This is a genomic window from Klebsiella planticola ATCC 33531 (assembly GCF_000735435.1).
Classification (GTDB): Bacteria; Pseudomonadota; Gammaproteobacteria; order Enterobacterales; family Enterobacteriaceae; genus Klebsiella; species Klebsiella planticola.
The window spans coordinates 144,577-152,538 of the sequence record NZ_JMPP01000003.1 but is presented as its reverse complement, the minus strand read 5'-3'; the positions used below and the strand labels follow the sequence as shown (position 1 = coordinate 152,538).

The window sequence follows — 7,962 nt, the reverse complement described above, 5'->3', positions numbered from 1 at the left end:
AACCTGTGACCTGTAACCTGTGACCTGTAACCTGTGACCTGTGACCTGTGACCTGTAACCTGTAACCTGTAACGTGGGCGTAGCGCACTGTCAGTGATGACGCTCGTGAGTCCGCCGCGGCTAAGAGGTTGCGGCATCATCGCCGGCAAGGGCGTACTGCCTCGCTGCCCGGATCCCCTCCCTTTCACACTCCCTGTAAATGTTATAATTCCATCATCGTCTGTTTTCAGTAACCTGCTTATTTTTCAATGCTTATTGCCTGTTTTTTAATTTTTAGCACAATATGCATTCGCTTTTGTCGAGGAGCCTTGTGGTTTTATGTTATTATATTAACATTCCCTTGTGCCTGAGGATTTTGATTATGCTTAAAGTAAACCTGGCGTCTTTCAGCGTAATACCGCAGCCATAAAGGTGATCACTGTCACATTACAGTAATGCAAATTCTCTATGAGTTTTCATTAACTGTGATGAATGTCGAAGTGTAACGGCGAGGTGATGTTACAATAGTAACAGACTCGCAAGGTGAACAAACTATTGAACCGGCAATAAGCCGTCGGAGTGTAAAATGACTGATTTATCTGCAAGCAGCCTGCGCGCGTTGAAACTGATGGACCTGACCACGCTGAATGACGATGACACCAATGAAAAGGTGATCGCTCTGTGCCATCAGGCAAAAACGCCGGTAGGGAACACAGCGGCTATCTGCATCTATCCGCGCTTTATCCCGATCGCGCGTAAAACGCTGAACGCGCAGGGCACCCCGGATATCCGTATCGCCACGGTCACAAACTTCCCGCATGGTAACGATGATATCGATATCGCGCTGGCGGAAACCCGTGCGGCCATCGCTTACGGCGCGGACGAAGTTGACGTGGTATTCCCGTACCGCGCGCTGATCGCGGGTAACGAGCAGGTTGGATTCGATCTGGTGAAGGCCTGTAAAGAGGCTTGCGCGGCGGCCAACGTGCTGTTGAAAGTGATCATCGAAACCGGTGAGCTGAAAGAAGAAGCGTTAATTCGCAAAGCCTCTGAAATTTCTATTAAAGCCGGGGCGGATTTCATCAAAACCTCGACCGGTAAAGTTCCGGTAAACGCGACGCCGGAAAGCGCACGTATCATGCTGGAAGTGATCCGCGATATGGGTGTACAGAAAACCGTTGGCTTTAAGCCTGCGGGCGGCGTCCGCAGCGCTGAAGATGCGCAGCAGTTCCTGGCGATTGCCGATGAACTGTTTGGTGCCGACTGGGCGGATTCCCGCCACTATCGTTTCGGTGCCTCCAGCCTGCTGGCAAGCCTGCTGAAAGCGCTGGGTCACGGCGACGGCAAGAGCGCCAGCAGCTACTAAGGCGTAACGGCGACAAAACCGTAGCCCGGAGGAGGCGCAGCTGCGCCGACCCCGGGAGATTCCCGGCGTCGCGACGCTCGGCCGGGCTACAGGATCTTAGCGCGGGCGCAGACAACGCCGCCCGCCGAATTTGACCTTATTCCTCAGGGGGTTACCTTGTTTCTCGCACAAGAAATTATTCGTAAAAAACGTGATGGCCATGCGCTGAGCGATGACGAAATTCGCTTTTTCATCAACGGGATCCGCGATAACACCGTTTCTGAAGGGCAGATCGCGGCGCTGGCGATGACCATCTTTTTCCACGATATGTCTATGCCAGAACGCGTCTCGTTAACCATGGCAATGCGGGATTCAGGAACCGTTCTGGACTGGAAAAGCCTCAATCTGAATGGCCCGATTGTCGATAAACACTCCACCGGCGGCGTGGGCGATGTGACTTCGCTGATGCTTGGTCCGATGGTCGCCGCCTGCGGCGGCTATGTGCCGATGATCTCCGGGCGCGGCCTCGGTCATACCGGCGGCACCCTCGACAAACTGGAAGCCATTCCAGGTTTCGATATTTTCCCGGATGACGCCCGTTTCCGCGGCATTATTAAAGATGTTGGCGTCGCCATCATTGGGCAGACCAGTTCGCTGGCCCCTGCCGACAAACGTTTCTATGCCACTCGCGATATTACCGCGACGGTGGATTCCATCCCGCTCATCACCGCCTCGATTCTGGCGAAAAAACTGGCGGAAGGCCTGGATGCGCTGGTGATGGACGTCAAAGTAGGCAGCGGCGCCTTTATGCCGACCTACGAACTCTCCGCAGCGCTTGCCGAAGCGATCGTTGGCGTTTCCAACGGTGCCGGCGTGCGTACTACCGCGCTGCTGACCGATATGAACCAGGTGCTGGCATCCAGCGCCGGTAATGCCGTCGAAGTCCGTGAAGCGGTTCGCTTCCTGACCGGCGAATACCGCAATCCGCGTCTGTTTGATGTGACCATGGCGCTGTGCGTGGAAATGCTGATTTCCGGCAAGCTGGCCCAGGATGACGCCGACGCGCGGGCGAAACTGCAGGCGGTGCTGGACAACGGCAAAGCGGCGGAAGTCTTTGGCCGGATGGTTGCCGCGCAAAAAGGGCCGACTGATTTCGTCGAGAACTACGATAACTATCTGCCTACCGCCATGCTGAGCAAAGCGGTCTACGCTGATGGTGAAGGGTTTGTCGCTGAAATGGACACCCGTGCGCTGGGTATGGCGGTGGTGTCGATGGGCGGCGGTCGCCGCCAGGCGTCCGATCCGATTGACTATAGCGTCGGCTTTACCGACATGGCGCGCCTGGGCGACAGCGTTGACGGGCAGCGTCCGCTCGCGGTTATCCATGCCAAAGATGAAGCCAGCTGGCAGGATGCGGCGAAAGCCGTTAAAGCGGCAATTAAACTGGACGATAAGGCGCCGAAAGAAACCCCGACGGTCTATCGCCGAATCACCGAATAACGGTATACTGATCTGATCGCTTTTTTGCAGCGCAAAAGGTACGGAGAATAATATGAAACGTGCATTTATTATGGTGCTGGACTCTTTCGGCATCGGTGCGACTGAAGATGCCGCTCGCTTTGGCGACGTCGGCTCAGACACGATGGGCCACATTGCTGAAGCCTGCGCTAAGGGCGAGGCTGACCATGGCCGTAAAGGCCCACTCAATTTGCCTAATCTGACCCGTCTGGGGCTGGTCAAAGCTCACGAGGGCTCGACCGGTAAGATTGCTGCCGGGATGGATGCCAGTGCGGACGTCATTGGCGCATACGCCTGGGCGCATGAGCTCTCTTCCGGTAAAGATACGCCGTCCGGCCACTGGGAAATCGCCGGTGTACCGGTTCTGTTCGAATGGGGCTACTTCAGTGACCATCAGAACAGCTTCCCGCAGGAGCTGCTGGATAAACTGGTTAAACGTGCAAACCTGCCGGGCTACCTCGGTAACTGTCACTCTTCCGGGACGGTGATTCTGGATGAGCTTGGCGAAGAACATATGAAAACCGGCAAGCCGATTTTCTATACCTCCGCTGACTCCGTGTTCCAGATTGCCTGCCACGAAGAGACCTTTGGTCTGGATAAACTCTACGAGCTGTGCGAAATCGCCCGTGAGGAGCTGACTGAAGGTGGCTACAACATTGGCCGCGTTATCGCGCGTCCGTTCGTGGGTGATAAACCGGGCCACTTCCAGCGTACCGGCAACCGTCACGATCTGGCCGTTGAACCGCCTGCGCCGACCGTGTTGCAAAAGCTGGTTGACGAGAAAGGCGGCCACGTGGTTTCCGTTGGGAAAATCGCCGACATCTATGCCAACTGCGGGATCACCAAAAAAGTGAAAGCGACCGGCCTGGATGCGCTGTTTGACGCGACCATCAAAGAGATGAAAGAAGCGGGTGATAAGACCATCGTCTTCACTAACTTCGTGGACTTCGACTCTTCCTGGGGGCACCGTCGCGATATCGCCGGTTATGCTGCGGGTCTGGAACTGTTCGACCGCCGTCTGCCGGAGCTGATGGAGCTGGTGGGTGAAGATGACATTCTGATCCTGACCGCTGACCACGGCTGTGACCCGAGCTGGCAAGGTACTGATCATACGCGTGAGCATATCCCGGTACTGGTCTACGGCCCGAAAGTTAAACCGGGCTCGCTGGGCCACCGTGAAACCTTCGCGGATATCGGCCAGACCCTGGCGAAATACTTTGGTACGTCCGACATGGAATATGGCAAGGCCATGTTCTAAGGTCATTGCCCGGTGGCGCTATGCTGACCGGGCCTGTGGTTTTGTAGGCCGGGTAAGGCGCAGCCGCCGCCCGGCAAAAACAACAATATAAAAGGAACTGAAGATGGCAACTCCTCATATTAATGCAGAAATGGGTGATTTCGCTGACGTCGTGTTGATGCCGGGCGACCCGCTGCGCGCGAAGCACATCGCGGAAACTTTCCTTGAAGACGTGCGCGAAGTGAACAACGTGCGCGGCATGCTGGGCTTCACCGGTACCTATAAAGGCCGCAAGATCTCCGTCATGGGCCACGGCATGGGGATCCCGTCCTGCTCCATCTACACCAAAGAGCTGATCACCGATTTCGGCGTGAAGAAGATTATTCGCGTGGGCTCCTGCGGCGCGGTACGTGCTGATGTCAAACTGCGTGATGTGGTGATTGGCATGGGCGCGTGCACCGACTCCAAAGTTAACCGTCTGCGCTTTAAAGATCATGATTTCGCCGCTATCGCTGACTTCGGCATGGTGCGTAACGCGGTTGATGCTGCAAAAGCGCTGGGCGTTGATGCCCGTGTTGGCAACATCTTCTCCGCAGACCTGTTCTATACCCCGGATCCGTCCATGTTCGATGTGATGGAAAAATACGGCATCCTGGGCGTGGAAATGGAAGCCGCCGGTATCTACGGCGTAGCGGCGGAGTTCGGGGCGAAAGCGCTGACTATCTGCACCGTTTCCGATCATATTCGTACGCATGAGCAAACGACCGCGGCTGAGCGTCAGACGACGTTCAACGATATGATCAAAATCGCGCTGGAATCCGTTCTGCTGGGCGATAAAGAGTAAAGGTTGTATTGCCCGGTGGCGCTGCGCTTACCGGGTCAATCAAACCGTGCGAAATCTGTCGGCCGGATAGGGCGTAACCGCTAGTCTCGCGCTGAGCGGTCAATCAAACCGTGCGAAATCTGTCGGCCGGATAGGGCGTAAACGCTAGTCTCGCGCTGAGCGGTCAATCAAACCGTGCGGAATCTGTCGGCCGGATAGGGCGTAAACGCGAGTCTCGCGCTGAGCGGTCAATCAAACCGTGCGGAATCTGTAGGCCGGATAAGGCGTAGCCGCCATCCGGCTTTTTTATCAGCGCACCGCGCCGGCAATCCATGCCGACAGCTCCCGCAGCTCTTTCTCCTGCTCCGGGAAATCCACTAATAATGCTTCACACGCCTGCTGCAGCACGTCAGCACGATACGGGCATCCCTGCAATCGCGTAGCCAGCGTTTCCAGCGGTGCCGGATTCAGGCTATCGGTAAAGACCTGCGCACGGGTGATATGGCCTTTCTCAACGTCAAAGTGCAGCTCAACCCCACCCCAGACGAAGCGCTCATCCAGCAGGTGCGAGAAGGCCGGCGCCTGGCCAAAATTCCATGCCCAGCTGCTCTGGCGGGCGAAGGTTTCGGCAAAGTTCGGCAGATCCGGCGTCTTATCGGGCGAAATCACTTCCGCGGCGACGCGCTCGCCGTAGTAGGCGAAAAAGGCCTCTTCAATCGCCGAGCAGACCTGCTGGTGCGTAATACCCGGCAGCAGTTCAACCAGATTGGCTACGCGGCCGCGTACCGAAGTGATACCTTTCGCCTGTAGCTTCTTTTTATCCGGGTTGAGATAGTTTGCCAGACGACTTAAATCGGCATTCAACAGCAGCGTTCCGTGGTGAAAACCGCGGTCAAGGGTTTCGCGGTAGGCCGAACCGGAGATTTTACGATCGCCTTCGGCAGTTTTGACCACCAGGTCATTGCGCCCGGATGCTTCAGCCGTGACGCCCAGCGCCTCCAGCGCAGCCAGTACAATCCGGGTGGAGACGGTTTTATCGTACTCGGGTTTACCTGCCATGAAGGTAAAGCAGGTGTTGCCGAGATCGTGGAATACCGCGCCGCCGCCGCTGCTGCGGCGGGCCAGACGGACGTTATCCTCTTCCATCCGGCGGGTGTTGCACTCTTTCCACGGGTTTTGCGCCCGCCCAATGACCACCGTGTCGGCATTGCGCCACAGGAACAGCACGCGCTGGGTGGCGGGCATCTGGCGGAAAATACACTCTTCAACCGCGAGGTTGAACCAGGGATCCGTAGAATCTGAGAGCAGCAGGCGTAGCGTCGACATCAGCGATTTCCTTATTCTGATTCATCTTTGTCTTCGTCCTGCACCGGCTTATTGGCGGTGAGCAGGAAGGGCGATTGCTGCCAGCGGGTGCGCTTGCCCTGCAGCAGCGTGCGGGTCAGCACCACGCCGATAGCCAGTGACAGCAGCAGCATCAGACGTAAAATATTGGTGGTATTATCCACCTGTTTCGCCTCGGTGGCTAACGTATGGGTATCCAGCGTCAGGCGCAGGTAGCCCAGCGGCCCGTTTTTACCCTGAATCGGCTCCACGATCTGCTGATTGAAGTAACCGCCCGCTTTTTTGCCGTCCAGCGCCAGCCTGTCGCGCACGTTGACCCCTTCGCCCGAGCGAGCGACCAGATCGCCCTGGTCATCATAGACTCCGGCATCGAGGACCCGGCTCTGGCGGGTCAGCAGCTCCAGCAGCTCACCGATCCGTTTTTCATCAGGGGTCTCGCTGCGCATCATTGGCGCCAGATTCAGCGTAACCTGCTGCGCAAGGGTGCGAGCCAGTTCTTCTAACTGTGGATTACGTTGCTTTTGGCTGTTCTGGCTGAACCACGACGCTCCCTGCATCAGGGCAACGAGAAGCGCGAGGCAGATAAGAACAATGACGGCGCGATGCAGTCGGAATTTCAGTTTTGCGCGTACCATATTCCACCTTTAATATTTACAGCTTAATGTTGCCAGAAGCGCTGGTTACAAGGTAGCCTCATGCGTTATTTTCCTGGCCTGAATAAAGAAATGTGGAGCCGTAATGCCAAACAGTTTGACCTGGTGCGATCTGCCCGAAGATGTTTCCCTGTGGCCTGGATTACCGCTTTCGCTGAGCGGTGATGAGGTCATGCCGCTGGATTATCATGCCGGACGCAGCGGCTGGCTGCTCTACGGGCGCGGCCTTGATAAACGCCGGCTGACGGCCTGGCAGCGTGAGCTGGGAGCGGCGCTGGTTATCGTTGCCTCCTGGGTTGTCGAAGATTATCAGGTTATTCGTCTGGCGGGCTCTCTGACGCTGCGGGCAACCCGGCTGGCGCACGAAGCGGGGCTGGATGTCGCCCCGCTGGGGAAAATCCCGCATCTGCGCACGCCTGGGCTGCTGGTGATGGATATGGACTCCACGGCGATTCAAATCGAGTGCATTGACGAAATCGCCAAACTGGCCGGAACCGGCGAAATGGTGTCGGAAGTGACCGAACGGGCGATGCGCGGTGAGCTGGACTTCACCGCCAGCCTGCGTCAGCGGGTGGCGACGTTGAAAGATGCCGATGCCAATATTCTGCTGCAGGTACGTGAATCGCTACCGCTGATGCCGGGGCTGGCGCAGCTGGTGCTGAAGCTGGAGACGCTGGGCTGGAAAGTCGCGATTGCCTCCGGCGGATTCACCTTCTTCGCCGAATACCTGCGCGACAAGCTGCATCTTGACGCCGTGGTCGCTAATGAGCTGGAGATTATGGACGGCAAGCTGACCGGAAACGTCATTGGCGATATTGTCGATGCCAAATATAAAGCCGCCACGCTGCGAAAACTGGCGGAAAAATATGCAATCCCGCCGGCGCAGACCGTGGCGATCGGCGATGGCGCCAACGATCTTCCGATGATCAAAGCGGCGGGGCTGGGGATCGCGTATCATGCTAAGCCAAAAGTGAATGAGCAGGCGGAAGTGACGATCCGTCACGCTGACCTGATGGGAGTCTTCTGTATTCTCTCAGGCAGCATGAATCAAAAGTAAGAGGTA

7 protein-coding genes are annotated in these 7,962 nt (G+C 56.7%); 5 read left to right on the top strand and 2 right to left on the bottom strand.

What is annotated here, in order from left to right; translation table 11 throughout:
- Positions 1-565: 565 nt before the first annotated feature.
- The 4 genes from deoC (at position 566) to deoD (ending at position 4,923) form a co-directional block, all read left to right on the top strand.
- The gene (deoC, locus tag GRPL_RS24290) at positions 566-1,345 is read left to right on the top strand and encodes a deoxyribose-phosphate aldolase (protein WP_004857657.1); all 780 of its coding nucleotides are present in this window, start codon (positions 566-568) and stop codon (positions 1,343-1,345) included.
- Positions 1,346-1,501: 156 nt separating this feature from the next.
- Positions 1,502-2,824, top strand: a complete 1,323-nt coding sequence (gene deoA / locus GRPL_RS24295) for a thymidine phosphorylase (RefSeq protein WP_032689576.1) — start codon at positions 1,502-1,504, stop codon at positions 2,822-2,824.
- A gap of 52 nt (positions 2,825-2,876) precedes the next feature.
- Entirely contained in the window at positions 2,877-4,100 is a 1,224-nt protein-coding gene (deoB, locus tag GRPL_RS24300; protein WP_004857660.1) for a phosphopentomutase, read from the top strand.
- A gap of 103 nt (positions 4,101-4,203) precedes the next feature.
- Positions 4,204-4,923, top strand: a complete 720-nt coding sequence (deoD, locus tag GRPL_RS24305; RefSeq protein ID WP_004857662.1) for a purine-nucleoside phosphorylase — start codon at positions 4,204-4,206, stop codon at positions 4,921-4,923.
- A gap of 288 nt (positions 4,924-5,211) precedes the next feature.
- Here deoD and lplA read toward each other — a convergent pair whose 3' ends face one another.
- The gene (gene lplA / locus GRPL_RS24310; RefSeq protein WP_032689563.1) at positions 5,212-6,228 is read right to left on the bottom strand and encodes a lipoate--protein ligase; all 1,017 of its coding nucleotides are present in this window, start codon (positions 6,226-6,228) and stop codon (positions 5,212-5,214) included.
- Between the two features lie 11 nt (positions 6,229-6,239).
- Positions 6,240-6,881, bottom strand: coding sequence for a YtjB family periplasmic protein (locus GRPL_RS24315; protein ID WP_032689562.1), 642 nt, complete (start codon positions 6,879-6,881; stop codon positions 6,240-6,242).
- 103 nt (positions 6,882-6,984) lie between these two features.
- On the opposite strand from GRPL_RS24315, the gene serB reads away from it, so the two are divergent.
- Positions 6,985-7,956: a phosphoserine phosphatase gene (gene serB / locus GRPL_RS24320; protein WP_004857669.1), complete on the top strand. Its 972-nt coding sequence runs from the start codon at positions 6,985-6,987 to the stop codon at positions 7,954-7,956.
- The last annotated feature ends 6 nt before the right edge of the window (positions 7,957-7,962 follow it).